The sequence below is a fragment of the Metapseudomonas otitidis genome (assembly GCF_011397855.1).
Lineage (GTDB): Bacteria > Pseudomonadota > Gammaproteobacteria > Pseudomonadales > Pseudomonadaceae > Metapseudomonas > Metapseudomonas otitidis.
Map to the genome: position 1 here is coordinate 3,784,322 of NZ_AP022642.1, position 24,955 is coordinate 3,809,276.

Below are 24,955 nucleotides of genomic sequence, written 5' to 3' on the forward strand. Positions count from 1 at the left end.
TCCACCCCTCCTTATATATAGTGCGACGCGATGTCGCACCCGTTCCGACCAGTAGCCTTTCACGAGTTGGACCTTGCACTAATATGGTCCGTAGTCGCCGCCCGGCATAACCACGAGGCGACTTTCCCCTCTCGAAAGCACTGGAACCGATCACTGGGAAACCACGGTCGGGACACCTGGCAAACAGGTTGGAAACCCTTTCCAGAGGGCTTGGAAAGCGGGTTTGTGACGGCATGTGTCGTTGCATTGCATACCCTCTTTCTCCATACTTGCCGCCGCTTTTTTGTCCCGAAAAACTCCATTAACCGTGGAACCCCTAGCATGAGCACAGCAATCAGTCAGACTGCTTATAACTATAAGGTGGTCCGCCAGTTCGCCATTATGACGGTGATCTGGGGGGTCATTGGGATGGGTCTAGGCGTGTTCATTGCCGCACAACTCGTGTGGCCGGAACTCAACCTGAACCTTCCGTGGACCAGCTTCGGCCGTCTGCGTCCCTTGCATACCAACGCGGTGATCTTCGCCTTCGGTGGTTGCGCCCTGTTCGCCACGTCCTACTACGTGGTACAGCGCACCTGCCAGACTCGCCTGATCTCCGACACTCTCGCCGCGTTCACCTTCTGGGGTTGGCAAGCGGTGATCGTGCTGGCGGTCATCACCCTGCCGCTGGGCTACACCTCCTCCAAGGAGTACGCCGAGCTGGAATGGCCGATCGACATCCTGCTGGCGGTGGTCTGGATCACCTATGCACTCGTGTTCTTCGGCACCGTGATCAAGCGCAAGACCAAGCACATCTATGTCGGTAACTGGTTCTTCGGGGCCTTCATCCTGGTTACCGCGATGCTGCACATCGTCAACAGCATGGAAATCCCGGTCACCCTGACCAAGTCCTACTCGCTGTATGCCGGTGCGACCGACGCCATGATCCAGTGGTGGTACGGCCACAACGCGGTGGGCTTCTTCCTGACCACCGGCTTCCTGGGGATGATGTACTACTTCGTTCCGAAGCAGGCCGAGCGTCCGATCTACTCCTACCGCCTGTCCATCGTGCACTTCTGGGCGCTGATCACCCTGTACATCTGGGCCGGTCCGCACCACCTGCACTACACCGCGCTGCCGGACTGGGCCCAGTCCCTGGGCATGGCCATGTCCCTGATCCTGCTGGCTCCGAGCTGGGGCGGCATGATCAACGGCATGATGAGCCTGTCCGGTGCCTGGCATAAGCTGCGCTCCGACCCCATCCTGCGCTTCCTGGTGGTGTCCCTGGCGTTCTACGGCATGTCGACCTTCGAAGGCCCGATGATGGCCATCAAGACCGTCAACGCCCTCTCCCACTACACCGACTGGACCATCGGCCACGTACACGCCGGCGCCCTCGGCTGGGTTGCCATGATCTCCATCGGCTCGCTCTACCACCTGATCCCGAAGGTGTTCGGTCGCGAGCAGATGCACAGCGTCGGCCTGATCAACGCCCACTTCTGGCTGGCTACCATCGGTACCGTTCTGTACATCGCCTCCATGTGGGTCAACGGCATCACCCAGGGTCTGATGTGGCGCGCAGTCAACGAAGACGGCACCCTCACCTACTCCTTCGTCGAAGCCCTTGAGGCCAGCCACCCGGGCTACCTGGTGCGCATGATCGGCGGCGCCTTCTTCCTGACCGGCATGCTGCTGATGGCCTACAACACCTTCCGTACCGTACGCGCCGCCAAGCCGGCCGAGTACGATGCGGCTGCCCAGATTCCGCAAGGAGCTCACTAATGAAGCAACACGAATTAGTCGAGAAGAACGTCGGTCTGCTGGCACTGTTCATGGTGATCGCCGTTAGCATCGGCGGTCTCGTGCAGATCGTCCCGCTGTTCTTCCAGGACGTGACCAACACCCCGGTCGAAGGCATGAAGCCGCGTACCGCGCTGGAGCTGGAAGGCCGCGACATCTACATCCGCGAAGGCTGCGTTGGCTGCCACTCGCAGATGGTTCGCCCCTTCCGCGCCGAGACCGAGCGCTACGGCCACTACTCCGTTGCCGGTGAAAGCGTATGGGACCACCCCTTCCTGTGGGGCTCCAAGCGGACCGGCCCGGACCTGGCCCGCGTAGGCGGCCGCTACTCCGACGACTGGCACCGTGCGCACCTGTACAACCCGCGCAACGTGGTGCCCGAGTCGAAGATGCCTGCCTACCCCTGGCTGGTTGAGAACAAGCTCGACGGCAAAGACACCGCTGCCAAGATGCAAGCGCTTCGTACCCTCGGCGTCCCCTACACCGACGATGACATCGCCGGCGCACGTGACGCGGTCAAGGGCAAGACCGAGATGGACGCACTGGTGGCGTTCCTTCAGGGTCTGGGCACCTCGATCAAGAACAAACGGTAAGCACGATGGATATCCAGACTCTCCGCGGGCTGGGAACCATCCTGGTGTTCGTCGCCTTTATCGGCGTCGTCCTCTGGGCCTACAACGGCAAGCGCAAGAGCAGCTTCGACGAAGCTGCCAACCTGCCCTTCGCTGATGACAAGCCGGCGGACACCAAGCGCGACGACGAAGCTTCTAGGAGTAAGAGCGAATGACCACGTTCTGGAGTTGGTACGTAACCCTCCTGACCAGCGCCACCCTGGTGGCACTGGCGGTGCTGATCTTTGCCACCCGCAAGGGCCAGCGCCAGGAAACCACCGAAGAAACCCTCGGCCATGCCTTCGACGGCATCGAGGAATATGACAACCCGCTGCCCAAGTGGTGGTTCATGCTGTTCGTCGGCACCCTCGTGTTCGCCGTCGGCTACCTGGTCCTGTACCCGGGCATGGGCAACTGGAAAGGCATCTTCCCCGGCTACAACGAAGTGGCCGAAGGCAAGCCCTTCGCCAACGGCGAAAGCGGCTGGACCGGTGTCCACCAGTGGGAAAAGGAAATGGACAAGGCCGATCAGCAATACGGCCCGCTGTTCAAGAAATACGCCGCCATGCCCATCGAGGAAGTGGCCAAGGACGAGAAAGCCCTGAAAATGGGTGGTCGTCTCTTTGCTTCCAACTGCTCGGTGTGCCACGGCTCCGACGCCAAGGGCTCCTACGGCTTCCCGAACCTGACCGACGCCGACTGGCGCTGGGGTGGTGAGCCCGAGACCATCAAGACCACCATCCTCGGCGGCCGTCACGGCGTGATGCCGGCTTGGGGCGAAGTGATCGGCGAGCAAGGCGTTCGTGACGTCGCTGCCTTCGTGCGCCAGACCCTGGATGGTCGCGACCTGCCGAAGGATGCCAACGCCAACCCGGAAAACGGCAAAGCCATCTTTGCTGCCAACTGCGTGGCCTGCCACGGTCCGGAAGGCAAGGGCACCCCGGCCATGGGCGCTCCGAACCTGACCCACCCCAACGCGTTCATCTACGGCAGCAGCTTTGCCCAACTGCAGCAGACCATCCGCTATGGTCGCCAGGGCATGATGCCGGCGCAGGAAGAACACCTGGGTAACGACAAGGTCCACCTGCTGGCCGCCTACGTGTACAGTCTCTCCCACAAGGGTGCGACCGAAGCCGAAGGCAAATAAGCAGTACCTATGCCCGTCATGCGCGACGCACTGTCGCACATGGCGGGCAGCTATCAGGCGTACCATATGTGATGTGGCACTAAGATCCCGTTCGGCAAGCACTGATCGGGGCAAGCCAAACAGCCGTGGTACGAGATAGATGAGCGAACAGATCCCCGTCCAGAACATTACCCCTCCCCCGGCAAAAGGCGGTCAAAGCACCGACCTCTACGCCAGCCGCGAAAAGATCTACACCCGAGCCTTCACCGGCCTCTTCCGCAACCTGCGAATGGCAGGGGGCGCCTTCCTCTTCCTGCTCTACTTCGGCACCGTCTGGCTGACCTGGAACGACCGACAGGCCGTCTGGTGGAACCTGCCGGAACGCAAGTTCTACATCTTCGGCGCCACCTTCTGGCCCCAGGACTTCGTCCTCCTGTCCTGGCTGCTGATCATCTGCGCCTTCGGCCTGTTCTTCATCACCGTGTTCGCCGGCCGTGTCTGGTGCGGCTACACCTGCCCGCAGAGCGTGTGGACCTGGATCTTCATGTGGTGCGAGAAAGTCACCGAGGGTGACCGCAACCAGCGCATGAAGCTCGACAAGGCCCCCGCCAGCGCCAACAAATTCCTGCGCAAGTCGGCCAAGCACAGCCTCTGGCTGCTGATCGGCTTCGTCACCGGCCTGACCTTCGTCGGCTACTTCACCCCCATCCGCGACCTGATGACCGACCTGTTCACCGGCAACGCGGACGGCTGGGCCTACTTCTGGGTCGGCTTCTTCACCCTGGCCACCTACGGCAACGCCGGGTGGTTGCGCGAGCAGGTGTGCATCTACATGTGCCCCTACGCCCGCTTCCAGAGCGTGATGTTCGACAAGGACACCCTGATCGTTTCCTACGACCCGCGTCGCGGCGAATCCCGCGGTCCGCGCAAGAAGAACGTCGACTACAAGGCCCAGGGCCTGGGCGACTGCATCGACTGCACCATGTGCGTGCAGGTCTGCCCCACCGGCATCGACATCCGTGACGGCCTGCAGATCGAGTGCATTGGCTGCGCCGCCTGCATCGACGCCTGCGACAGCATCATGGAGAAGATGAACTATCCCAAGGGGCTGATCAGCTACACCACTGAACACAACCTGAACGGCCAGCAGACGCACCTACTGCGCCCCCGCCTGATCGGTTACGCTGCCGCCCTCGTCGCGATGATCAGCCTGTTCGGCTATGCCGTCAGCGCCCGTTCCCTGGTGGAACTGGACGTCATCAAGGACCGGGTGCTCTATCGCGAAAACGAGCAAGGCCGCATCGAGAACGTCTACACCCTGAAGATCATGAACAAGGCCCAGAAGGACATCGACTTCGTACTCGAAGCCGACGGCCTGGATGGCCTGGTCTACGAGGGCAAGCGCGAAGTGCGTGCCGAGGCAGGCGAAGTCCTGTCCGTACCGGTGGAACTGTCCATCGACCCGGACAAGCTGCCGTCCAGCACCAACACCATCGTCTTCCGCGTCCGTGCGGTGGATGACGCCAGCATCGAGAACGACGCCGACAGCCGCTTCATCGGCCCCAGCGTCCGCTAGAACGGGAATACCATGCAGTCCGAAGCCCCAAGCCCCTGGTACAAGCAACCCTGGCCGTGGTTCATCCTCGGCATCCTCGGCACCTCCGTGGTGCTGGGAACCACCATGCTGGTAGTCGCCATCAAGAACCCGCCGAGCCTGGTGGCAGACAACTACTACGAGGTCGGCAAGGGCATCAACACCTCCCTGGAGCGCGAGAACCTGGCCCAAAGCCTGGGCATGCGTGCCGAGGTCCGCTTCGACAACGGCAGCGGCGAGGTCGAGATCCGCCTTGACGGCAAGAGCCAGCCCCAGCACCTGGTGCTCAGCCTCCTCTCCCCCACCCAGCCCGAGAAGGATCGCCGTGTCGTGCTCCAGCCCAAGGCACCCGGCCTCTACGCCGGGCACCTGGAAGACGACGTTGGCGGCCGCCGCTTCGTCGAACTGATCGGCCAGGAAGACGGCCAGGACTGGCGCCTCTTCGAAGAGGAAAACCTTGAGGCGGGTGGCGTAACCCAGCTCGGCGAATAAGCCCCGCCCATGGCCGCCCCACTCAACTGCTACCACTGCGGCTTGCCGGTTCCCGCCGGCAGCCCTTACGAGGCCCTCGTGCTGGGAGAGACGAGGGCCATGTGCTGTCCAGGGTGCCAGGCCGTGGCCGAGGCCATCGTCGCCGGCGGCCTGGAGAGCTACTACCGCCATCGCAGCGAGACCGCCGCTAACCCCGATGCCCTTCCCGGTGCCCTGCCGGACGAGCTGGCCCTGTTTGACCGCGTGGATGTCCAGCGGCCCTTCGTCCAGCACGAAGGCGAACTCAGCGAGACCAGCCTGCTCATTGAAGGCATCAGTTGCGCCGCCTGCGGCTGGTTGATCGAGAAGCACCTGCGGGGCCTGCCAGGCGTTGCCGAGGCGCGCCTCAACCTGTCCAACCACCGGCTCCAGGTGCGCTGGGCCGACAGCCAGATCCCCCTCAGCAGCCTGCTCAAGGAGCTGCGCCGCATCGGATATGCCGGCCACCCCTACAAGGCCGACGAAGCCGCCGAGCGACTCGCCACCGAGAACCGCCGTGCCATGCGCCAGCTGGGCGTAGCCGGCCTGCTGTGGATGCAGGTGATGATGGCCGCGATGGCCACCTGGCCCGAATTCAACATCGACCTGACGCCGGAGCTGGACAAGATCCTGCGCTGGGTCAGCCTGTTCCTCACCACGCCCATCGTCTTCTACTGCTGCGGCCAGTTCTTCCGCGGCGCGCTCAGGGACCTGCGCACCCGTCACCTGAGCATGGACGTCTCCGTGTCCCTCGCAATCGGCGGCGCCTACGTGGCCGGCATCTGGTCGACGGTCACCGGCACGGGCGAGCTGTACTACGACGCCGTGGGCATGTTCGCCCTCTTCCTCCTGGCCGGCCGCTACCTCGAACGCCGTGCCCGCGAGCGCACGGCCGCCGCCACCGCCCAACTGGTCAACCTGCTGCCCGCCTCCTGCCTGCGCCTGGACGACACTGGGCAAGGCCAACGCATCCTGCTCGACGAGCTGAAGCTGGGCGATCGCGTCCTGGTGCCTCCGGGCGCCCTGATGCCAGCCGACGGCGTGATCCTGGAGGGCCGCTCCAGCGTCGACGAATCCCTGCTCACCGGCGAGTACCTGCCCCTGCCGCGCATCCCGGGCGATGCCGTCACCGCCGGCACGCTCAACGTCGAAGGGCCACTGACCCTCGAAGTCCAGGCCCTGGGCGACAAGACCCGGCTGTCCGCCATCGTGCGCCTGCTGGAACGCGCCCAGGCCGACAAGCCGCGCCTCGCCGAACTGGCGGACAAGGTCGCCCAGTGGTTCCTCATCTTTGTCCTGCTGGCGGCCGCCGTAGTCGGGCTGATCTGGTGGGAAATCGACGCCTCCCGCGCCTTCTGGGTCGTGCTGTCGCTGCTGGTCGCCACCTGCCCCTGCGCACTGGCCCTCGCAACACCCACCGCCCTCACCACCGCCACCGGCAGCCTGCACAAGCTCGGACTCCTGCTGACTCGGGGCCATGTGCTGGAAGGGTTGAACCACATCGACACCGTGATCTTCGACAAGACCGGCACCCTCACCGAGGGCCGGCTGACCCTGAGTGCCATCCACCCCCTCGCGAGCCTGGACGGCGACGCCTGCCTGGCCCTGGCTGCTGCACTCGAGAACCGCTCCGAGCACCCCATCGCCCGCGCCTTCGGCCGTGCACCGGTGGCCGCCGACGAAGTGCGCAGCATCCCCGGCAAGGGGCTTGAAGGCCTCGTGGAGGGGCGCCGCCTGCGCATTGGCCAGGCCGACTTCGTCGCCGAACTCGGTGGCTGGGCAGAGCCCGCCATTCCCGGCCAGCAGGGCCAGTGGCTGCTGCTGGGTGATGACAACGGGCCGCTGGCGTGGCTGGTGCTCGATGATCGCCTGCGCGAAGACGCCCCGCTGCTGGTGGAGGCATGCAAGGCCAAAGGCTGGCGGATCATGCTGCTGTCCGGCGACAGCTCGCCGATGGTCGATGAGATCGCCCGCCAGCTCGGTATTGACGATGCACGCGGTGGCCTCAGCCCGGACGCCAAGCTGGCCGTGCTGCGGGACCTGCACCAGCAAGGCCGGCGTGTGCTGATGCTGGGCGACGGCGTCAACGACGTCCCCGTCCTCGCCGGTGCCGACATCAGCGTCGCCATGGGCAGCGCCACCGACTTGGCCAAGACCAGCGCGGATGCGGTGCTGCTCTCGAACCGGCTGGAAAGCCTGGTCCAGGCGCTGTCGGTCGCCTCGCGCACCCGCCGCATCATCATCCAGAACCTGGCCTGGGCGACGCTGTACAATGGCAGCGTCCTGCCATTTGCCGCGCTGGGCTGGGTCACCCCGCTCTGGGCCGCCTTCGGCATGTCGGTCAGCTCACTGCTGGTCGTGATCAACGCCCTTCGGCTGGCGCGCCCCTAGCGACCAGCCCGGCACCTCTGCCCTGACAACGAGACTCCCGATGCCTGCGCTCTACATCCTCATTCCCGTCGCCATCGGCCTGGTGGGCTTCGCCATCTGGTTGTTCTTCTGGGCAGTGGACAGCGGCCAGTACGACGACCTCGACGGCCCCGCCCACAGCATCCTCTTCGACGATGAAGACCCCAGCCACAAGGCCGGCATCGCCGAGGCGGACGAAACCGAGAACGACGAGCAGGACAAGGACCGCGACGGTGCCTGAACTCGCCCCACAACTGGTGTCGGCACTGATTCTCGGCCTGCTGGGCGGTGGTCACTGCATTGGCATGTGCGGCGGCCTGATGGGTGCGCTGACCCTGGCCATCCCACCGGAGCAACGGGCCCGCCGCCTGCGCCTGCTGCTGGCCTACAACCTCGGACGCATCCTCAGCTACGCCACGGCCGGCCTGCTCATCGGCCTGGCCGGCTGGGCCGTGGCCAACAGCCCGGCAGCAATGGCAATGCGCGTGGTGGCCGGCCTGCTGCTGGTGTGCATGGGCCTCTACCTGGCCGGCTGGTGGAGCGGCCTGACCCGCATCGAAGCACTGGGGCGCGGCCTCTGGCGCCACATCCAGCCCGTGGCGAGCCGCCTGCTGCCGGTCTCCACACTGCCCCGCGCCCTGCTGCTCGGCGCGCTCTGGGGCTGGCTGCCGTGCGGCCTGGTCTACAGCACCCTGCTCTGGTCGGCGAGCCAGGGTTCGGCCAGCGACAGCGCGCTGCTCATGCTCGCCTTCGGCCTCGGCACCTGGCCGGTGCTACTGGCAACGGGCCTGGCCGCTGAACGCCTGACCGCCCTGCTGCGCAAGCGCGGTATCCGCATCGCCGGCGGCGTGCTGGTGATGCTGTTCGGCATTTGGACGCTTCCCGGTCCGCACCAGCACTGGCTGATGGGGCACTAAGCCCTCCTGTAGAACCGCTCACCCCCATGCGGCGGGGCTCTGCGACAGCATGACTCAGATCAACAAGCCATGGCCGGGCGGCACCTAGACTCGCGCCACTGACTGCTGATCCTGGATTGCCCGCATGCTCGACGATATCCGCTGGGACTCCGGCCTGATCCGCCGCTACGACGCGGCAGGCCCCCGCTACACCTCCTACCCCACAGCCGTGCAATTCAACGATCGCATCGGCTCCTTCGACCTGCTGCACGCCCTGCGCGACAGCCGCAAGGCGCAGCGCCCGCTGTCGCTCTACGTCCACGTCCCGTTCTGCGCGAACATCTGCTACTACTGCGCCTGCAACAAGGTCATCACCAAGGACCGTGGCCGCGCCCTCCCCTACCTGGAGAAGCTCGAGCGCGAGATCGAACTCATCGCCTGCCACCTCGACCCGCAGCAACGGGTGGAACAACTGCACTTCGGCGGCGGCACCCCCACCTTCCTCAGCCATGACGAGCTGCGCCGCCTGATGGGCCATCTGCGCAAGCACTTCAACCTGCTGGACGACGACTCGGGCGACTACGGCATCGAGATCGACCCGCGCGAAGCCGACTGGTCCACCATGGGCCTGCTGCGTGAGCTGGGCTTCAACCGTGTCAGCCTGGGCGTGCAGGACCTCGATCCGTCCGTGCAGCTCGCGGTGAATCGCCTGCAGAGCCTGTCCGAGACGCGCGGCATCATCGAAGCGGCCCGGACCCTGCAGTTCCGCTCGGTGAACATCGACCTGATCTACGGCCTGCCGCGACAGACTCCGGAGAGCTTCGCCCGCACCGTCGCAGAGGTGATCGCGCTCCAACCCGACCGCCTTTCGGTCTTCAACTACGCCCACCTGCCGGAACGCTTCATGCCCCAGCGGCGCATCCGCAGTGAAGAGCTGCCCAGCCCGGCCCACAAGCTGGAAATGCTCCAAGGCAGCATCGAGCAGCTGACCCAGGCCGGCTACCGCTACATCGGCATGGACCACTTCGCCCTGCCCGACGACGAGCTCTCCATCGCGCAGGAAGACGGCCGCCTGCAACGCAATTTCCAGGGCTACACCACCCATGGCCACTGCGACCTGATCGGCCTGGGCGTCTCTGCCATCAGCCAGGTCGGCGACCTGTACTGCCAGAACGACAGCAACCTCAACACCTACCAGGAAACACTCGGCGCCGATCAGCTGGCCACTCGCCGGGGCCTGTCATGCAATGAGGACGACCGCATCCGCCGCGCCGTGATCCAGCAACTGATCTGCGAGTTCGAACTGGACTTCGAGATGATCGAATCGCGCTACAACATCGAGTTCAGGGGGTACTTCGACGCCGTGTGGCCCCAGCTCGAAGCCATGGCGCGGGACGGACTGATCAGCCTCACCGATCGCCGCATCGACATCCAGCCCACCGGCCGACTGCTGGTGCGCTCGGTGTGCATGCTGTTCGACCACTACCTCACCCCGGAAACCACCCAGCGTTTCTCGCGGGTGATCTGAAGAAACCCGCCCCGAACGGGGCGGGCCTTTGACTCACTTCATGGCCAGGCTCATCGCCTTGACCGACTGCTCATCGCTGAGCTTCGACTCCTTCATTGCCTTGCGCAGGTTGACCAGCGCCGTGGTCAGCGCGGAGTTAAGGCTGGCCAATTCGCCACGCAGTTGTTGCTGACGCAGCTTGCGGGTTTCCTCGTCCAGGCTGCTGTCCGTCGCCACTTCCTGCAGCTCCTTCTGCTTCTCCTGCACCTGCTCCCGCAGACGACGGATCATCTTCAGGATCTGCTTGATGACATCCGGCAGGCCGCTCTCGTCGATGTCATCGTTCTTGCCCGTTCCTTCGGAACGCGCCACCCCTTCCTTGGAGAGGCTTACCTTCACACCGGGCTGCTCGGCAGCAGTGGCACTGCCGGCTGCCTTGGCCTCTTCCGTCTGGGCCGGGTCCTGCGCACCCTCGGCCTTGGCGCTACGGAGCGTCGTCGCATGCTGGCTGGAGAAGGGCCAGCCGGAAATGTCGATCCTCATGACATGCACTCCCTCGTAATCACGCCAGGTTTTCGGCACTGCACGGTTGAACTTGAGTCGTTTCGCAGGAGGCGTTTTTCTGGCCCTCGGCCCCCGGCCTGCGTTACCCTTACGCCTTCTACGTGTTTGCCATGAAGGAAACCTGGATGTCCGAGATCATCAAGGCGCGCAACCTGCCCCAGGCCCACTGCAAGGACTGCAGCCTCGCCGCCCTGTGCCTGCCCCTTTCGCTGAACATGGAGGACATGGACTCGCTCGACGAAATCGTCAAGCGTGGCCGCCCCCTGAAGAAAGGCGACTTCCTGTTCCGCCAGGGCGACACTTTCGAGTCGGTATTCGCCGTGCGCTCCGGCGCCCTGAAGACCTTCGGCCTGACCGACTCGGGTGAAGAGCAGATCACCGGCTTCCACCTGCCCAGCGAACTGGTCGGCCTGTCCGGCATGGACACCGAGCTGTATCCGGTTTCCGCCCAGGCCCTGGAGACCACCTCGGTCTGCGAGATCCCCTTCGAGCGCCTCGACGAGCTGTCTGTCCAGCTGCCGCAACTGCGCCGCCAGCTGATGCGCGTGATGAGCCGCGAGATCCGCGACGACCAGCAGATGATGCTGCTGCTCTCCAAGAAGACCGCCGACGAGCGCATCGCCACATTCCTGGTCAACCTGTCCGCCCGCTTCCGCGCCCGTGGTTTCTCGGCCAACCAGTTCCGCCTGGCCATGTCGCGCAACGAGATCGGCAACTACCTCGGCCTGGCGGTTGAGACCGTCTCCCGCGTGTTCACCCGCTTCCAGCAGGGCAACCTGATCGCCGCCGAAGGCAAGGAAGTCCACATCCTCGACCCCATCGAGCTCTGCGCCCTCGCCGGCGGCAGCATCGAAGGCTGATCCACCGTGCCGGCGCCCGCCGGCACGTTCCTTTCCTCTCCCCTCCCCCAGCAGGCTGTTGCGATGAACTTCGATGCCCTCGATATCAAGACCCTGATCCGTCCCGTGGTGGACTTCCCCAAGCTCGGCGTGGTATTCCGCGACATCACCCCGCTCTTCCAGTCCCCGCGCGGCCTGCGCCTGGTAGTGGACAGCTTCGTCCAGCGTTACGTGGAGGCGGACTTCAGCCACATCGGCGCCATGGACGCCCGGGGCTTCCTGATCGGCTCGATCGTCGCCTACACCCTGAACAAGCCCCTGGTGCTGTTCCGCAAGCAGGGCAAGCTGCCGGCCGACGTGCTCGCCGAGGGCTACCAGACCGAATACGGCGAAGCCTTCCTCGAAGTGCACGCCGACAGCCTGTGCGACGGTGACAAGGTCCTGATCTTCGATGACCTGATCGCCACCGGTGGCACCCTGCTCGCCGCCGCCAGCCTGGTACGCCGCATGGGCGCCAGGGTGGTCGAGGCCGCCGCCATCATCGACCTGCCGGAACTGGGCGGCTCCGAGCGCCTGCAGGACGCTGGCATTCCCACCTTCGCCCTCACCGCCTTCCGCCTCGACGAAAAGTAATCGCCCTCCGGGCCGTCCTCGCGCGGCCCGTTTTCCCGCCTCCGCATCCCCTCCCCTACGCCTCAGCCCATCACGACCCGCCGAAAGTTGGTCCGCGCCAGCGGGCAAAACCTGCGTTAATCCTCAACAGTTACATCGATCAATGACACAGTCGAACGTGTCACCAAAAGCCAGACAACAACATGGGACGGCTCCCAATCGAGAGGATCCACGCATGACCACCGCAACCGCCAACCTGCCCAAGGCCAACTTCCCCGTCCGCCGCATGGACTTCAGCTTCGCCAGGACCCAGAAGTACTGGTGGAGCGGTGATCCCTTCATGAGCCACTTCATGAACAACCTGTCCTCGCTGTTCCCCTATGGCGAGAAGTTCTTCGTCGACAGCGTGCGCGCCGTCCGCGACCAGATCAGCGACCCGCAGCTGCAGAAGGACATCAGCGCCTTCATCGGCCAGGAGGCGATGCACTCCAAGGAACATGCCACCTACAACGACTACGCCGCCGAGCACGGCATCGACCTGGAGCGCCTGGAGCTGCGCATCAAGGTGCTGCTCGAATGGGTCACCCGCTTCACCACCAAGAAGCATCGCCTCGCCATCACCTGCGCCCTGGAGCATTTCACCGCCACCATGGCCGAGCAGTTGCTGCGCCGCGAGGACCTCAGCACCCAGATGGACGACACCCGGATGTACCAGCTGTGGATGTGGCACGCCGTCGAAGAGAACGAACACAAGGCCGTGTGCTACGACGCCTACATGGCGGTCGGTGGCGGCTACTTCGAGCGCGTCATCACCATGGCACTCACCAGCGTGATGTTCATCGGCGTGATCGGCGCCTTCCAGTTCCACCTGCTGCGCAAGGACGGCCAACTGTTCAACCTGCGCAGCTGGGCCCGCGGCCTGAAGACCCTGTTCGGCCCGCGCACCGGCTACTTCCCGCGCATGATCAAGCCCTACCTGGACTACTACCGTCCTGGCTTCCACCCCTTCGACCACGAAACCAAGGCCCTGGAAAGCCGCTGGAAGGAACGCCTCGGCTTCACCGGCTGAGCCACCGTCCACCCATGAAAAAGCCCGGCATCGCCGGGCTTTTCCGTCTCAGCGCAAGCCACTCACAGGCCCATCGCCTCCAGGCTCTGCAACACCGCTGCACCGGTGAACAAGTAGAGAATCTGCTCCTCCGCCTCCTGGCGAATCTCCGCCTGCCGCTCGGGCTCGCCGATGAAATCCAGGGACATCTGGAACAGGTTGCGACTGATCAGGCTGGACACCCGCCGCACCACCCCCTCGCTCACCTGGGCCGGCAGCAGGCGGAACTCGATGATGTCCTCGGCCATGTCCTCGGCGAACTCGTCCATTACCTGCCGCAGCGCCTCGCGCAGTACCGGCGAGGCACCGTGCAATTCGCGCACACCGATGATGAAGGCCTCGGCATGCCCCGCCACGAAATCGAAGAACAGATCCACCGTCTCGTGACAGACCCGCCGCCCCCGCACCATGTCGATGCCCAGCAACTGTGGCGATGCCGGCCCGCTCGCCTGCACCGCACGCTCCGCAGCCTCACGGCGCAGGTCGCGCAGAGGTTGGCGCAGCTCGCTGGAAATGCTGCGGATGATCGCCAACCCCAGGTCATCCACGTCCTTGAAGTGGCGATAGAAGGTGTTGGGGTTGAGCCCCGCCTCGCGCGCCAGTTCACGCAGGCCCAGGCTGCTCAGGCTGCGGCTCTGGGACGACAGTCGCAGCGCCGCCTCCATCAGCAGGCGTTTGCCGGGGGCGGGAGGGGTGCGATCCGGAGCCAGCTGCTCCTCATCGACCACTGAATCCATGTCTGGCCCTACCTTAGGTTGGTTGTCCGGGAATGGCTTGCTGGCGAGTATACAGATGTCTACATTGGTATACAGCTGTATACGCGAAAACAATCATAACAGGAGCCTCTCCATGAACGCGCCCGTCACGCCCACACCCCCTGCCCGTCACTGCAAGATCGCCATCATCGGCTCCGGCTTCTCCGGCCTCGGCATGGCCATCCGCCTCAAGCAGACCGGCGAGAACGACTTCCTCATGTTCGAGAAAGAGGCCGGCGTCGGCGGCACCTGGCGGGTCAACAACTACCCGGGCTGCGGTTGCGACGTGCAATCCCACCTCTACTCCTTTTCCTTCGAGCCGAACCCGGAATGGACGCGCATGTTCGCCAAGCAGGGCGAGATCAAGGCCTACCTGGAACGCTGCTGGGAGAAGTACCGCCTGCAGGACAAGACCCTGCTGGAAACCGAGATCAAGCGCCTGGCCTGGAGTGACGAGCAGGAGATCTGGCAGATCGAAGACGCTGCCGGCAACCACTACACCGCTCAATTCGTGGTGTCCGGCATGGGCGCCCTGTCCACTCCCTCCATTCCCCACCTGCCGGGCATGGAGAACTTCACCGGCAAGAGCTTCCACTCCCAGCAGTGGGACCACGACTACGACCTCACCGGCAAGCGTGTCGCCGTGATCGGCACCGGCGCCTCCGCCATCCAGTTCGTCCCGCAGATCCAGAAACAGGTCGCCCACCTCGACCTCTACCAGCGCACCGCCCCCTGGGTGATGCCCAAGCCGGACCGCGCTATCAGCGAGCGCGAGCGCAACCGCTTCCGCAGCTTCCCCCTGGCGCAGAAGCTCTGGCGCGGCCTCATCTACACCGTGCTGGAAAGCCGCGTGGTCGGCTTCGCCCTGACCCCCAAGGTGATGAAGCTCGCCGAGCTGTATGCCAAGCACTACATCAAACGCAAGATCAACGACCCCGCCCTGCGCGCCAAGGTCACGCCCGACTACACCATGGGCTGCAAGCGCGTGCTCATCTCCAACGACTACTACCCGGCCCTCAACCAGCCGAACGTCGACGTCATCACCGACGGCATCCAGGAGATCCGCGCCAACAGCATCGTCACCCGTGACGGCCAGGAGCGCACCGTGGACGCCATCATCTACGGCACCGGCTTCACCCCCAGCGACCCGCTGCCACGCGGCGTGGTGTTCGGCCGGGGCGGCGTCGACCTGCTCGACACCTGGCCGCAAGGCCCGGAGGCCTACAAAGGCACCCTCACCGCCGGCTTCCCCAACCTGTTCTTCCTCATGGGCCCCAACACCGGCCTTGGCCACAACTCCATGGTCTACATGATCGAATCGCAGATTCACTACGTGCTCGGCGCCCTCGACCTGCTCAAGACCCGCCACCTGCAGAGCCTGGAGGTCAAGCGCGACGTCCAGGACCGCTTCAACGGCAAGCTCCAGGGCAGCCTCGGCAACACCGTGTGGAACGCCGGCGGCTGCATGAGCTGGTACATCCACCCGGTCAGCGGCCGCAACTGCACCGTCTGGCCCGGCTTCACCTGGCGCTTCCGCCTGCTGACCCGCAACTTCGACCCCGCCGCCTACCACTTCAGCCGGCAGCAGCCGGTCCACGCCGGCCAGGGCCCCCTGGCCTTCCAGAACGCCGCCCCGCAGGAGGTGACCGCATGAAGTCCTTCGAGAACAAAGTGGCCGCCATCACCGGCGCCGGCTCCGGCATCGGCCGTGCCCTGGCCTACGCCCTCGCCCGCCAGGGCTGCCACCTGGCCCTGTCCGACGTGAATGTCGAAGGCCTGGCGGAAACCGCCGAGCAGGCCCGCAAGCTCGGCGTCACGGTCACCCACACCCCGGTCAACGTCGCCGACCGCGAAGCCATGCACGCCTGGGCCGACCAGGTGGTGCTCGACCACGGCCGCGTCAACCTGATCTTCAACAACGCCGGCGTCGCCCACGCCGGCACTGTCGAAGGCAGCGACTACGCCGAGTACGAATGGATCATGAACATCAACTTCTGGGGCGTGATGCACGGCACCAAAGCCTTCCTGCCGCACATCAAGGCCACCGGCGAAGGCCACGTGGTCAACGTCTCCAGCGTGTTCGGCCTGTTCGCCCAGCCGGGCATGAGCGCCTACAACGCCACCAAGTTCGCCGTGCGCGGCTTCACCGAAGCCCTGCGCCAGGAGCTGGACATGGAAGGCTGCGGCGTCTCCGCCAGCTGCGTGCACCCCGGCGGCATCAAGACCAACATCGCCAAGACCGCGCGCATGAACGCCAGCCTCGCCCGCGTCACCGGCCAGGAGGCCGACCAGGCCCGCAAGCAGTTCAACGACCAGCTGCTGCGCACCACCCCCGACAAGGCCGCCTCGGTGATCCTGCGCGGCGTGCTGCGCGACAGCCGACGCATCCTCATCGGCGCCGACGCCTGGGCCCTGGACGGCATGCAGCGCCTGCTGCCGACCCTCTACCAGCGCCTGGTCACCACCTCCATGCGCCTGGCCGCCCGCTTCGCCCCCAAGCCCCGCAACCGCGAGCGGGAGGCGCAGAACCTGGCTGACTGATGCCCCACGGCTGCTGGGGCAGCAATGCCCTGAACGCCAAACGAGCGCCCACAAAAAAGGGAGGCCCAAGGCCTCCCTTCTTCATTCACCGCACGCTCAGAGGGCGGCGATGGCAGCCGCGTAGTTCGGCTCGTCGGCGATCTCGGCGACCAGCTCGCTGTGCAGCACCTTGTCGTTCTCGTCCAGCACCACCACGGCGCGGGCGGCGACGCCGGCCAGAGGGCCGTTGGAGATGGCCACGCCGTAGTCCTTGAGGAACTGGGCGCCGCGCATGGTGGACAGGTTGATCACGTTCTCCAGGCCTTCGGCACCGCAGAAGCGGCTCTGGGCGAACGGCAGGTCAGCGGAAATGCACAGCACCACAGTGTTGGCCAGCTTGCTGGCTTCCGCGTTGAACTTGCGCACGGAGGTGGCGCAGGTCGGGGTGTCCACGCTCGGGAAGATGTTCAGCACCTTGCGCTTGCCGGCCAGGCTGGCCAGGGTCACGTCGGCCAGGTTGCTGCCAACCAGGCTGAACGCCGGCGCCTGGGCGCCCTTGGCCGGCAGTTGGCCGTCGACGGAAACCGGGTTGCCCTTGAGGGTTACTTGAGCCATTTGGATTGTCCTTCTTAGTGATGGGTTGTACGGCACAGCAAGTTGGAGGCCGCAGGATAATGAATTCCGACCGGCAAGTCAGACTTTCGATCACCCACGGCCATGGCGCAGGCTCCCGCGCGGCTCAGGTGGCCTCGCGGAGCACATCCAGCAGCGGTTGCAGGGAGTAGCCCAGGCGCGGCGCCAGGGCTTCGGCGCGGGCCCGGAGGGCCACCTGGTCGAGGCGCTGGTCCAGGTCAGCCGGGATGATCAGCACCACGTTGCCCTCCTTCACCGGGCACTCCCAGTAATGACGGTGGAACAGCCCGCGCAGCAGCGCCGCCCCCAGCGGGCGGCCGTCGTCGCCGGCCCACTGGTTGATCACCAGCCAGCCGCCCGGGTTGAGGCGCTTCTGGCAGTCCTCCAGGAAGCGCCAGGCCAGGTGGCCGACGCCCGGGCCGGTGTCGGTGTAGAGGTCGACGAAGATCAGGTCGGCCGTCTCGGTCGTCGGCAGCAGCTCCAGGGCATCGCCGATCCGCACCGTCAGGCGCGGGTCGTCGTCCAGCCCCAGATACTCCATGGCCAGGCGCGGCACGTCCGGGCGCAGCTCCACCACTTCCACGTCGTCCAGCGGCAGGAACTTCATGCACGCCTGGGTCAGGGTGCCGGCGCCCAGGCCGAGGAACAGCGCGCTCTCCGGCGCCTCATGGCACAGCGCCCCCACCAGCATGGCGCGGGTGTAGTCGTACTCCAGCCAGCTGGGGTCGGCGGTGAAGACACAGCTCTGCTCCACCGCCTCGCCGAATTCGAGGAAGCGGTAGTCGCCCACTTCCAGTACCCGGATCACGCCGAAGGCATCGTGCACCTCGGCGAGCAATCGCTCCTCGCGCATCCCCTCTCCTCACGCCCCGTGACAATTCGCACCAGGGTCGCGCCACAACGGCGCCGTTTGCCATTGAAGCGAAGTGCACGCACCTCGCCATAATCCGTCCAGGCCAAGGCCCGGCAAAAAAGCCCGAGAAGAATACCAGCCAAGAGGTGCTTTCCCCATGTACGCCATCATCGGCGCCGGCCCCGCCGGCCTGAGCGCGGCCCGCCAGCTGCAACGCCACGGCATTCCCTTCGTCGGCTTCGAGCAGCACCAGGACGTCGGCGGGCTCTGGGACATCGACAACCCCCACAGCACGCTCTATGAGTCGGCGCACCTGATCTCCTCGAAGCGCACCACCGAGTTCAGCGAATTCCCCATGGCCGACGACGTGGCGCCCTACCCGCACCACCGCGAGATGCGCCGCTACTTCCATGACTACGCGCGGCACTTCGACCTGCATGGGCACTACCAGTTCGGCACCACGGTGGAACGCATCGAGCCCCAGGGCGAAGGCTGGCGCGTACGCACCCGCCAGGCGGGCCAGGCACGGGAGTGGCAGGTGGACGGGGTGCTGATCGCCAGCGGCACGCTGCACACCCCCAACCAGCCGCCGCTGCCGGGCCACTTCGCCGGCGAGCAGCTGCATTCGGCGCAGTACCGCTCGGCGGCGGTATTCGAGGGCAAGCGCGTGCTGGTGATCGGCTGCGGCAACTCCGCCTGCGACATCGCCGTGGACGCAGTGCACCGCGCCCGCTCGGTGGACCTCTCGGTACGCCGGGGCTACTACTTCCTGCCCAAATTCCTGCTCGGCCGGCCCATCGACACCTTCGGCGGCGCAGTGAAGCTGCCACGCCCGCTCAAGCAACGCCTCGACGCCGCCCTGGTGCGCGCGCTGATCGGCAAGCCCTCGGACTACGGCCTGCCCGACCCGGACTACCGGCTCTACGAGGCGCACCCGGTGGTGAACTCCCTGGTACTGCACCACCTCGGCCATGGCGACATCCGTGCGCGTCCCGACGTGCAGGCGGTCGAAGGCCACGGCGTCACCTTCAGCGACGGCCAGCGGGGCGACTACGACCTCATCCTGCAAGCCACCGGCTACCGCCTGGACTACCCCTTCATCAGCCGCGACGCGCTGAACTGGCGCGAGGACGCCGACGCGCCGGCGCTGTACCTGAACATCTTCCATCCCCGTTACGACAACCTGTTCATGCTCGGCATGGTCGAGGCCTCCGGCCTCGGCTGGCAGGGCCGCGCGGAGCAGGCCGAGCTGGTGGCGCTGTTCATCCGCCAGCGCCAGGCCGGCGCCGCCTCCGCCGAACACCTGGCCCGGACCAAGGCCGAGCGGGCCAGCCAGCGCGTGGACGGCGGCTACGCCTACCTGCCCCTGGCGCGCATGGCCTACTACGTACACAAGGACAGCTACCGCGCCGCCCTGCGCCAGCACATCGACGCCCTGCGCCGCGACCTGGCCGATGCCCCGCAAGGGCGACACGCCCCGGCCTGATCGCGGGCCGGCGGGGCTTTCGGTTACCATTCGCCATCGCCCCGCCCGCCCCTTTCGAGCCCTCGATGAACGACACCTCGCGCCACGCCCCCTGGAGCCCGGACAGCTGGAGAACCCGGCCCATCCTGCAACAACCCGTCTACCCCGATGCCACCCGCCTGGCCCAGGTCGAGCAGACCCTGGCCAGCTACCCGCCGCTGGTGTTCGCCGGCGAGGCCCGCGAACTGCGCCGGCAGTTCGCCGAGGTCACCGAAGGGCGCGCCTTCCTGCTGCAGGGTGGCGACTGCGCCGAGAGCTTCGCCGAGTTCTCCGCCGCGAAGATCCGCGACACCTTCAAGGTGCTGCTGCAGATGGCCATCGTCATGACCTTCGCCGCCGGCTGCCCGGTGGTGAAGGTGGGGCGCATGGCCGGCCAGTTCGCCAAGCCGCGCTCGGCCAATGACGAGACCATCGGTGGCGTCACCCTGCCCGCCTACCGGGGCGACATCGTCAACGGCATCGGCTTCGACGAAGCCAGCCGCATCCCCGACCCGGAACGCCTGCTGCAGGCCTACCACCAGTCCACCGCCAGCCTGAACCTGCTGCGCGCCTTCGCCCAGGGCGGCTTCGCCGATGTGCACCAGGTGCACCAGTGGAACCTCGACTTCATCGCCAACTCGGCGCTGACGGAGAAGTACAGCCAGCTCGCCGACCGCATCGACGAGACTCTCGCCTTCATGCGCGCCTGCGGCCTGGACAGCGCCCCGCAACTGCGCGAAGCGAGCTTCTTCACCGCCCACGAAGCACTGCTGCTGAACTACGAACAGGCCTTCGTGCGCCGCGACAGCCTCACCGGCGGCTGGTACGACTGCTCCGCCCACATGCTCTGGATCGGTGACCGCACCCGTCAGCTGGACGGTGCCCACGTCGAGTTCCTGCGCGGCGTCGGCAACCCCATCGGCGTCAAGGTCGGCCCGAGCATGCCGAGCGAAGACCTGATCCGCCTGATCGACATCCTCAACCCGGACAACGACCCAGGCCGCCTCAACCTCATCGTGCGCATGGGCGCCGAGAAGGTCGGCGAGCACCTGCCGCGGCTGATCCGCACCGTGCAGGCCGAAGGCCGCAAGGTGCTGTGGAGTTCGGATCCGATGCACGGCAACACCATCAAGGCCTCCAGCGGCTACAAGACCCGCGACTTCGCCATCATCCTTTCCGAGGTCAAGCAGTTCTTCCAGGTGCACCAGGCCGAAGGCAGCCATGCCGGCGGCATCCACATCGAGATGACCGGGCAGAACGTCACCGAGTGCATCGGCGGCGCCCGCCCCATCACCGAAGACGGCCTCTCCGACCGCTACCACACCCACTGCGACCCGCGCCTGAACGCCGACCAGTCCCTGGAACTGGCCTTCCTCATCGCCGAGACGCTGAAGCAGATCAGGCGGTAACGGCTGGCAGTCACCCATGAAAAAGCCCGGCCTGAGCCGGGCTTTTTCACATCAGCGCCTCGTGCCGGCTCAGGCCAGCTCGGCCACCACGGCGGCCAGGGCCTGGGCCGGGTCGGCGGCCTGGCTGATGGGGCGGCCGATCACCAGGTAGTCGGAACCGGCGTCCAGCGCCTGGCGCGGGGTGAGGATGCGACGCTGGTCGTCCTGGGCACTGCCCGCCGGGCGGATGCCGGGGGTGACCAGTTGCAGCGACGGGTGCGCCGCCTTGAGGGCCGGTGCCTCCTGGGCCGAGCAGACCAGGCCGTCCATGCCGGCCTTCTGCGCCAGGGCTGCCAGGCGCAGCACCTGCTCCTGGGGCTCGATGTCCAGGCCGATGCCGGCCAGGTCCTCGCGCTCCATGCTGGTCAGCACGGTGACGCCGATCAGCAGCGGGGTCGGGCCATTGAACTTGTCCAGGGTCTCGCGGCAGGCCGCCATCATGCGCAGGCCGCCGGAGCAGTGCACGTTGACCATCCACACGCCCATCTCGGCAGCGGCCTTGACGGCCATGGCGGTGGTGTTGGGGATGTCGTGGAACTTGAGGTCGAGGAACACCTCGAAGCCGCGCTCGCGCAGGGTGGCAACGATGTCCGAAGCGCAGCTGGTGAACAGCTCCTTGCCCACCTTCACACGGCACAGCGTCGGGTCGAGCTGGTCGGCCAGCTTCAACGCGGCTTCGCGGGTGGGGAAATCGAGGGCGACGATGATGGGCGTCTGGCAGGCGGACATGGGCGGGCTCTCTGGCAAGTCAAAACGGCGCGCATTGTAGCGGAAGCCCGTGCCCGCTGCTGCTCCGGTGATCGCCGTCGACTAGAGATGGTCGAGGGCGAAGGCGGTCATGAAGCCGGCCAGGGTGATCAGCCCGGTCCAGGCGTGGGTGCTCTCGAAGGCTTCGGGGATCAGCGTGTCCACCAGCATGCAGAGCACCGCACCAGCGGAGAACGCCAGGGCGAAGCCGAGCCAGACCGGCGACAGGTCACTCATCAGCCCTGGCCCAGCCATGGCCGCCAGGCCCGACAGCAGCACGATGCTGCCCCACAGGCCGAACACGAACCCCGCGCCGCGCTGCTCCTCGCGCAGGCCGGCGGCACTGGCCAGGCCCTCCGGCAGGTTGGAGAGGAAGATCGCCACCAGCATCAGCAGGCTGACCTGCCCGCCATCCAGCAGGCCAAGCCCGAGACCGAGGGATTCGGGAATGCCGTCGAGGAAGGCGCCCACCGCGATCAACAGCGCCGCCATGGAACTGGCGCCGCCGTTGCGGGCACGATGATGCGCCTCCCAGCGGTCCAGCCACTGGCTGGCCAGGACGAACAGCACGCCCCCCGCCACCATCCCGCCCAGGGTCGCACCCAGCCCGCCCAGGCGCTCGGCCTCGGGAATCTGCCCGAAGCACAGGGCGGCGATGAGCACCCCGCTGCCATAGGCCATGATCGACGCCGTCACCTTCGGCGGCAGGGTCACCCAGTAGCCGATGGCGGCGCCCAGCAACAGGCTGCTGGCGGCGAGCCAGCCCCAGAAGCCGGCGAGCAGGGTGGTTGAAAGCTCCATGGATCATCCTTCTATCGGAGTGCGGTAACGCGTGAGGCGCCCATAACTACCCCATCCGCCGCAGGAAAGCAGCCCACGGCGGAATGATTCGGCCTCGCGAGCGGCGCCTTTCGTATCAAGCCCGATACAAAGCCGACACGCCCAGGACACGCCACTGCGCGAGCCTCACGCCGCGTTGGCCGGCCCACGCCCGGCGGAGTAGCATGAGCGCCAGCCGACCCAGCCCCGAGCCGACGCCCCTCCCATAGCAACCGGGGCCCGGCGCCCCGCCAGATGGCAGCCCTTCCATGCACAACCCGCCCAACACACCTGCCGAGACCCGCCGCTGGAGCACCCGCGCCCTGCTGGTGGACGACGACGTGCCGATCCGCGACCTGCTCTGCGACTACCTGGCCCGCTTCAACATCGAAGCGGTGGGCGTGGCCGACGGCCAGGCCATGCGCGAGACGCTGGCCGCCGAACCGTTCGACGTGGTGGTGCTGGACCTGATGCTGCCCGGTGAAGACGGCCTCTCCCTGTGCCGCTGGCTGCGCAGCGAGTCGGACATCCCGATCCTCATGCTCACCGCCCGCTGCGAACCCACCGACCGCATCATCGGCCTGGAACTGGGCGCCGATGACTACATGGCCAAGCCGTTCGAGCCCCGCGAACTGGTGGCGCGCATCCAGACCGTCCTGCGCCGCGTGCGCGACGACCGCGAAGGCCTGCGCGCCGACCAGCGCGCCAGCATCCGCTTCGACGCCTGGCGCCTCAACGGCGTGCTGCGCCAGCTGCATTCCCCCGAGGGGCTGGTGGTGCCACTGTCCAACGCCGAATTCCGCCTGCTCTGGGTGTTCCTCGAACGTCCGCGCCGTGTGCTCAGCCGCGAACAACTGCTGGATGCCGCCCGGGGTCGTTCCATCGAGGCCTTCGACCGCAGCATCGACCTGCTGGTCTCGCGCCTGCGACAGAAGCTAGGGGATGACCCCAAGTCCCCGCGCCTGATCAAGACCGTACGCGGCGAAGGCTACCTGTTCGACGCCCGGGAGATCGGCTGATGCGCAAGGCCGACACGCTGTTCGCCCGGCTGTTCGGCCTGTTCCTGGCGGCCATCGTGCTCGCCCACCTGCTGGCCTTCCTCTGGTTCAGCCAGTACGGCAAGCCCCCCGGCCGCGACGGCCCGCCTCCCCCGCCGCCACCCGGTGCCACCCACACCCAAGGCCCGCCGCCACGCCCACCGATGTTCGGCGGCCCCTGGGTGCCGCTGACCTTCCAGTTCGTCTGCCTGATCGGCGCCGCCTGGTACGGCGCACGTCTGCTGTCACGCCCCATCCGCCGCCTGGCCAACGCCGCCGACCGCCTCAGCGAAGACCTGGAAAGCCCCGCGCTCTCCGAAAGCGGCCCCTGGGAAACCCGCCAGGCCGCCCACGCCTTCAACCGCATGCAGGCGCGCATCCGCGAACAGGTGGCCCAACGCAGCCGCATGCTCGCCGCGGTGTCCCACGACCTGCGCACGCCCATTGCACGGGTCAAGTTGCGGGTCGAACAGGTGGAGGATGCCAACCTGCGCGGGCGCATCGAGCAGGACCTGGGCGAGATGATCGCCATGCTCGACGCCACCCTCAGCTACCTGCACCAGCAACGCACCGACGAATCGCTGCAGATGTTCGACCTCCAGGCCCTGGTGGAATCCATGGCCGAGGATGCCCAGGACCGGGGCGCCGACGTGCGCGTCGAAGGCCGCTGCTCGCCCCTGCGTGCCCAGCCCATGGCCCTGCGCTCGTGCCTCAGCAACCTGGTGGAGAACGCCCTGCGCTACGCCGGCCACGCGGTCATCCGCCTGGAGGACAGCCCGGCCGAAGTCCGTGTGAAGGTCAGCGATCACGGCCCCGGCATCGCCCCCGAGCAGCGCGAGGCGGTGTTCGAACCCTTCTTCCGCCTGGAAGGCTCGCGCAACCGCAGCTCCGGGGGCGTCGGCCTGGGGCTGACCATCGCCCGCGAAGCCGCGCGTCGCCAGGGCGGCGAGCTGACCCTGGGGGAAAACCCCGGCGGCGGCCTGCTGGCCACCCTGCGCATCCCCCGTCACTGAGCCCAGCCGCGCTGTCGCAACGCCGATACAAAGCGCACACACCGCCGACACGCCCGCCCCTGAGCCTGGGA

General features: G+C 66.4%; 25 protein-coding genes. 19 read left to right on the top strand and 6 right to left on the bottom strand.

Going from position 1 to position 24,955, the window contains the following annotated elements:
* Window positions 1-321: 321 nt before the first annotated feature.
* The 10 genes from ccoN (at window position 322) to hemN (ending at window position 10,453) form a co-directional block, all read left to right on the top strand.
* Window positions 322-1,761 carry a cytochrome-c oxidase, cbb3-type subunit I gene (ccoN, locus tag PotMrB4_RS17290; RefSeq protein ID WP_172434050.1) on the top strand — a complete coding sequence of 480 codons (1,440 nt, stop codon included), beginning with the start codon at window positions 322-324 and terminating at the stop codon, window positions 1,759-1,761.
* The gene (ccoO, locus tag PotMrB4_RS17295) at window positions 1,761-2,372 is read left to right on the top strand and encodes a cytochrome-c oxidase, cbb3-type subunit II (RefSeq protein ID WP_044400438.1); all 612 of its coding nucleotides are present in this window, start codon (window positions 1,761-1,763) and stop codon (window positions 2,370-2,372) included. Before ccoN ends, ccoO begins: the two co-directional genes overlap by 1 nt.
* 5 nt (window positions 2,373-2,377) lie before the next feature.
* Complete coding sequence (locus PotMrB4_RS17300) at window positions 2,378-2,566, top strand: CcoQ/FixQ family Cbb3-type cytochrome c oxidase assembly chaperone (RefSeq protein WP_044400436.1); 189 nt, start codon at window positions 2,378-2,380, stop codon at window positions 2,564-2,566.
* A complete protein-coding gene (gene ccoP, locus PotMrB4_RS17305; RefSeq protein WP_074967745.1) occupies window positions 2,563-3,537 on the top strand; it encodes a cytochrome-c oxidase, cbb3-type subunit III in 975 nt (324 codons plus the stop codon). Before PotMrB4_RS17300 ends, ccoP begins: the two co-directional genes overlap by 4 nt.
* Window positions 3,538-3,676: 139 nt before the next feature.
* Entirely contained in the window at window positions 3,677-5,092 is a 1,416-nt protein-coding gene (gene ccoG / locus PotMrB4_RS17310) for a cytochrome c oxidase accessory protein CcoG (protein ID WP_044400433.1), read from the top strand.
* Window positions 5,093-5,104: 12 nt separating this feature from the next.
* Complete coding sequence (locus PotMrB4_RS17315; RefSeq protein ID WP_107331310.1) at window positions 5,105-5,602, top strand: FixH family protein; 498 nt, start codon at window positions 5,105-5,107, stop codon at window positions 5,600-5,602.
* 9 nt (window positions 5,603-5,611) lie between these two features.
* Window positions 5,612-8,011: a heavy metal translocating P-type ATPase gene (locus tag PotMrB4_RS17320; protein WP_172434051.1), complete on the top strand. Its 2,400-nt coding sequence runs from the start codon at window positions 5,612-5,614 to the stop codon at window positions 8,009-8,011.
* 40 nt (window positions 8,012-8,051) lie between these two features.
* On the top strand, window positions 8,052-8,270 hold the full coding sequence (gene ccoS, locus PotMrB4_RS17325; RefSeq protein WP_172434052.1) for a cbb3-type cytochrome oxidase assembly protein CcoS: 219 nt from the start codon (window positions 8,052-8,054) through the stop codon (window positions 8,268-8,270).
* Window positions 8,263-8,946: a sulfite exporter TauE/SafE family protein gene (locus PotMrB4_RS17330; RefSeq protein WP_160483178.1), complete on the top strand. Its 684-nt coding sequence runs from the start codon at window positions 8,263-8,265 to the stop codon at window positions 8,944-8,946. Before ccoS ends, PotMrB4_RS17330 begins: the two co-directional genes overlap by 8 nt.
* 124 nt (window positions 8,947-9,070) lie before the next feature.
* Window positions 9,071-10,453, top strand: coding sequence for an oxygen-independent coproporphyrinogen III oxidase (gene hemN, locus PotMrB4_RS17335; RefSeq protein ID WP_172434053.1), 1,383 nt, complete (start codon window positions 9,071-9,073; stop codon window positions 10,451-10,453).
* Between the two features lie 33 nt (window positions 10,454-10,486).
* Here the strand turns inward: hemN and PotMrB4_RS17340 are convergent, their stop codons facing one another.
* Window positions 10,487-10,975: a hypothetical protein gene (locus PotMrB4_RS17340; RefSeq protein ID WP_232060730.1), complete on the bottom strand. Its 489-nt coding sequence runs from the start codon at window positions 10,973-10,975 to the stop codon at window positions 10,487-10,489.
* A gap of 146 nt (window positions 10,976-11,121) precedes the next feature.
* Between PotMrB4_RS17340 and fnr the strand changes: the two genes are divergently transcribed.
* From fnr to PotMrB4_RS17355, 3 genes are all read left to right on the top strand, one after another.
* On the top strand, window positions 11,122-11,856 hold the full coding sequence (gene fnr, locus PotMrB4_RS17345) for a fumarate/nitrate reduction transcriptional regulator Fnr (RefSeq protein ID WP_044400414.1): 735 nt from the start codon (window positions 11,122-11,124) through the stop codon (window positions 11,854-11,856).
* Between the two features lie 63 nt (window positions 11,857-11,919).
* Entirely contained in the window at window positions 11,920-12,468 is a 549-nt protein-coding gene (locus PotMrB4_RS17350; protein ID WP_172434054.1) for an adenine phosphoribosyltransferase, read from the top strand.
* Between the two features lie 214 nt (window positions 12,469-12,682).
* Window positions 12,683-13,516, top strand: coding sequence for a metal-dependent hydrolase (locus tag PotMrB4_RS17355; protein ID WP_044400408.1), 834 nt, complete (start codon window positions 12,683-12,685; stop codon window positions 13,514-13,516).
* Between the two features lie 62 nt (window positions 13,517-13,578).
* On the opposite strand, the gene PotMrB4_RS17360 is transcribed toward PotMrB4_RS17355, so the two are convergent.
* Window positions 13,579-14,292, bottom strand: coding sequence for a TetR family transcriptional regulator (locus tag PotMrB4_RS17360; protein ID WP_172434055.1), 714 nt, complete (start codon window positions 14,290-14,292; stop codon window positions 13,579-13,581).
* 112 nt (window positions 14,293-14,404) lie between these two features.
* On the opposite strand from PotMrB4_RS17360, the gene PotMrB4_RS17365 reads away from it, so the two are divergent.
* Both PotMrB4_RS17365 and PotMrB4_RS17370 read left to right on the top strand, forming a co-directional pair.
* The gene (locus PotMrB4_RS17365) at window positions 14,405-15,964 is read left to right on the top strand and encodes a flavin-containing monooxygenase (RefSeq protein ID WP_074967732.1); all 1,560 of its coding nucleotides are present in this window, start codon (window positions 14,405-14,407) and stop codon (window positions 15,962-15,964) included.
* A complete protein-coding gene (locus tag PotMrB4_RS17370) occupies window positions 15,961-16,851 on the top strand; it encodes an SDR family NAD(P)-dependent oxidoreductase (protein WP_069560295.1) in 891 nt (296 codons plus the stop codon). The genes PotMrB4_RS17365 and PotMrB4_RS17370 overlap by 4 nt, the downstream gene beginning before the upstream one ends.
* A 96-nt stretch (window positions 16,852-16,947) precedes the next feature.
* Here the strand turns inward: PotMrB4_RS17370 and tpx are convergent, their stop codons facing one another.
* Both tpx and PotMrB4_RS17380 read right to left on the bottom strand, forming a co-directional pair.
* Complete coding sequence (tpx, locus tag PotMrB4_RS17375) at window positions 16,948-17,445, bottom strand: thiol peroxidase (protein ID WP_160483195.1); 498 nt, start codon at window positions 17,443-17,445, stop codon at window positions 16,948-16,950.
* Window positions 17,446-17,569: 124 nt separating this feature from the next.
* Complete coding sequence (locus tag PotMrB4_RS17380; RefSeq protein ID WP_165675265.1) at window positions 17,570-18,316, bottom strand: spermidine synthase; 747 nt, start codon at window positions 18,314-18,316, stop codon at window positions 17,570-17,572.
* A 157-nt stretch (window positions 18,317-18,473) separates the two neighbouring features.
* Here PotMrB4_RS17380 and PotMrB4_RS17385 point away from each other — a divergent pair, with 157 nt between their 5' ends.
* Together PotMrB4_RS17385 and PotMrB4_RS17390 are read left to right on the top strand one after the other, a co-directional pair.
* On the top strand, window positions 18,474-19,802 hold the full coding sequence (locus PotMrB4_RS17385) for a flavin-containing monooxygenase (protein WP_172434056.1): 1,329 nt from the start codon (window positions 18,474-18,476) through the stop codon (window positions 19,800-19,802).
* A 65-nt stretch (window positions 19,803-19,867) separates the two neighbouring features.
* Window positions 19,868-21,229: a class II 3-deoxy-7-phosphoheptulonate synthase gene (locus tag PotMrB4_RS17390; protein ID WP_172434057.1), complete on the top strand. Its 1,362-nt coding sequence runs from the start codon at window positions 19,868-19,870 to the stop codon at window positions 21,227-21,229.
* A 69-nt stretch (window positions 21,230-21,298) separates the two neighbouring features.
* Here PotMrB4_RS17390 and pyrF read toward each other — a convergent pair whose 3' ends face one another.
* Window positions 21,299-21,997, bottom strand: a complete 699-nt coding sequence (gene pyrF, locus PotMrB4_RS17395) for an orotidine-5'-phosphate decarboxylase (RefSeq protein WP_044400388.1) — start codon at window positions 21,995-21,997, stop codon at window positions 21,299-21,301.
* Window positions 21,998-22,078: 81 nt separating this feature from the next.
* The gene (locus PotMrB4_RS17400) at window positions 22,079-22,816 is read right to left on the bottom strand and encodes a ZIP family metal transporter (protein WP_172434058.1); all 738 of its coding nucleotides are present in this window, start codon (window positions 22,814-22,816) and stop codon (window positions 22,079-22,081) included.
* Between the two features lie 287 nt (window positions 22,817-23,103).
* Between PotMrB4_RS17400 and PotMrB4_RS17405 the strand changes: the two genes are divergently transcribed.
* Both PotMrB4_RS17405 and PotMrB4_RS17410 read left to right on the top strand, forming a co-directional pair.
* The gene (locus tag PotMrB4_RS17405; RefSeq protein ID WP_044400382.1) at window positions 23,104-23,853 is read left to right on the top strand and encodes a response regulator; all 750 of its coding nucleotides are present in this window, start codon (window positions 23,104-23,106) and stop codon (window positions 23,851-23,853) included.
* Window positions 23,850-24,884 (top strand): ATP-binding protein, encoded by a 1,035-nt coding sequence (locus PotMrB4_RS17410; RefSeq protein ID WP_172435109.1) that lies wholly within the window; start codon window positions 23,850-23,852, stop codon window positions 24,882-24,884. Before PotMrB4_RS17405 ends, PotMrB4_RS17410 begins: the two co-directional genes overlap by 4 nt.
* The last annotated feature ends 71 nt before the right edge of the window (window positions 24,885-24,955 follow it).

What these genes read in the sequence shown, in the direction of transcription:
- ccoN (WP_172434050.1), top strand. Translation starts at nt 322, where the DNA reads ATGAGCACAGCAATCAGTCAGACTGCTTATAACTATAAGGTGGTCCGC.
- ccoO (WP_044400438.1), top strand. Translation starts at nt 1,761, where the DNA reads ATGAAGCAACACGAATTAGTCGAGAAGAACGTCGGTCTGCTGGCACTG.
- PotMrB4_RS17300 (WP_044400436.1), top strand. Translation starts at nt 2,378, where the DNA reads ATGGATATCCAGACTCTCCGCGGGCTGGGAACCATCCTGGTGTTCGTC.
- ccoP (WP_074967745.1), top strand. Translation starts at nt 2,563, where the DNA reads ATGACCACGTTCTGGAGTTGGTACGTAACCCTCCTGACCAGCGCCACC.
- ccoG (WP_044400433.1), top strand. Translation starts at nt 3,677, where the DNA reads ATGAGCGAACAGATCCCCGTCCAGAACATTACCCCTCCCCCGGCAAAA.
- PotMrB4_RS17315 (WP_107331310.1), top strand. Translation starts at nt 5,105, where the DNA reads ATGCAGTCCGAAGCCCCAAGCCCCTGGTACAAGCAACCCTGGCCGTGG.
- PotMrB4_RS17320 (WP_172434051.1), top strand. Translation starts at nt 5,612, where the DNA reads ATGGCCGCCCCACTCAACTGCTACCACTGCGGCTTGCCGGTTCCCGCC.
- ccoS (WP_172434052.1), top strand. Translation starts at nt 8,052, where the DNA reads ATGCCTGCGCTCTACATCCTCATTCCCGTCGCCATCGGCCTGGTGGGC.
- hemN (WP_172434053.1), top strand. Translation starts at nt 9,071, where the DNA reads ATGCTCGACGATATCCGCTGGGACTCCGGCCTGATCCGCCGCTACGAC.
- PotMrB4_RS17340 (WP_232060730.1), bottom strand. Translation starts at nt 10,975, where the DNA reads ATGAGGATCGACATTTCCGGCTGGCCCTTCTCCAGCCAGCATGCGACG.
- fnr (WP_044400414.1), top strand. Translation starts at nt 11,122, where the DNA reads ATGTCCGAGATCATCAAGGCGCGCAACCTGCCCCAGGCCCACTGCAAG.
- PotMrB4_RS17350 (WP_172434054.1), top strand. Translation starts at nt 11,920, where the DNA reads ATGAACTTCGATGCCCTCGATATCAAGACCCTGATCCGTCCCGTGGTG.
- PotMrB4_RS17355 (WP_044400408.1), top strand. Translation starts at nt 12,683, where the DNA reads ATGACCACCGCAACCGCCAACCTGCCCAAGGCCAACTTCCCCGTCCGC.
- PotMrB4_RS17360 (WP_172434055.1), bottom strand. Translation starts at nt 14,292, where the DNA reads ATGGATTCAGTGGTCGATGAGGAGCAGCTGGCTCCGGATCGCACCCCT.
- PotMrB4_RS17365 (WP_074967732.1), top strand. Translation starts at nt 14,405, where the DNA reads ATGAACGCGCCCGTCACGCCCACACCCCCTGCCCGTCACTGCAAGATC.
- PotMrB4_RS17370 (WP_069560295.1), top strand. Translation starts at nt 15,961, where the DNA reads ATGAAGTCCTTCGAGAACAAAGTGGCCGCCATCACCGGCGCCGGCTCC.
- tpx (WP_160483195.1), bottom strand. Translation starts at nt 17,445, where the DNA reads ATGGCTCAAGTAACCCTCAAGGGCAACCCGGTTTCCGTCGACGGCCAA.
- PotMrB4_RS17380 (WP_165675265.1), bottom strand. Translation starts at nt 18,316, where the DNA reads ATGCGCGAGGAGCGATTGCTCGCCGAGGTGCACGATGCCTTCGGCGTG.
- PotMrB4_RS17385 (WP_172434056.1), top strand. Translation starts at nt 18,474, where the DNA reads ATGTACGCCATCATCGGCGCCGGCCCCGCCGGCCTGAGCGCGGCCCGC.
- PotMrB4_RS17390 (WP_172434057.1), top strand. Translation starts at nt 19,868, where the DNA reads ATGAACGACACCTCGCGCCACGCCCCCTGGAGCCCGGACAGCTGGAGA.
- pyrF (WP_044400388.1), bottom strand. Translation starts at nt 21,997, where the DNA reads ATGTCCGCCTGCCAGACGCCCATCATCGTCGCCCTCGATTTCCCCACC.
- PotMrB4_RS17400 (WP_172434058.1), bottom strand. Translation starts at nt 22,816, where the DNA reads ATGGAGCTTTCAACCACCCTGCTCGCCGGCTTCTGGGGCTGGCTCGCC.
- PotMrB4_RS17405 (WP_044400382.1), top strand. Translation starts at nt 23,104, where the DNA reads ATGCACAACCCGCCCAACACACCTGCCGAGACCCGCCGCTGGAGCACC.